The 299-nt window shown below is 55.9% G+C and carries 1 pseudogene; it reads right to left on the reverse strand.

Annotated features, from left to right (window positions below):
- Positions 1-299: pseudogene (locus tag P0G09_RS19025) on the reverse strand (hypothetical protein); the annotation flags it as partial.

The raw sequence follows: 299 nt of genomic DNA on the forward strand, positions 1-299 counted from the left end.
GCCCTTCGGCCTGCAACCGGATCACATAGAAAGCCCGCACCCAGTCCAGTTCCTGCTCCATGGAGTCCTCCAAAGCCAGCAGGCGGCGCTTGCCAAGCCTGCGATCCAGAAGGCCAAAGATACGGACAAGGGGATTCTCGCTGACAAGGCTTTTCTCGATGCTCTGGTTGTCAAAGATCCCAAACGACTCATAGAACACCTTTTGGTCAAAGGTGCCCTGCTCCAGCGCATAGGCATGAGCCTGATTGATGGCCTCTTTTGCGGAGTCGTGATCTTTCAGCGTGGTGGAGCGCAAGTGA

Origin of the sequence: Faecalibacterium sp. DFI.5.82 (assembly GCF_029076575.1) — a bacterium.
GTDB classification, from domain to species: Bacteria; Bacillota; Clostridia; order Oscillospirales; family Ruminococcaceae; genus Faecalibacterium; species Faecalibacterium duncaniae.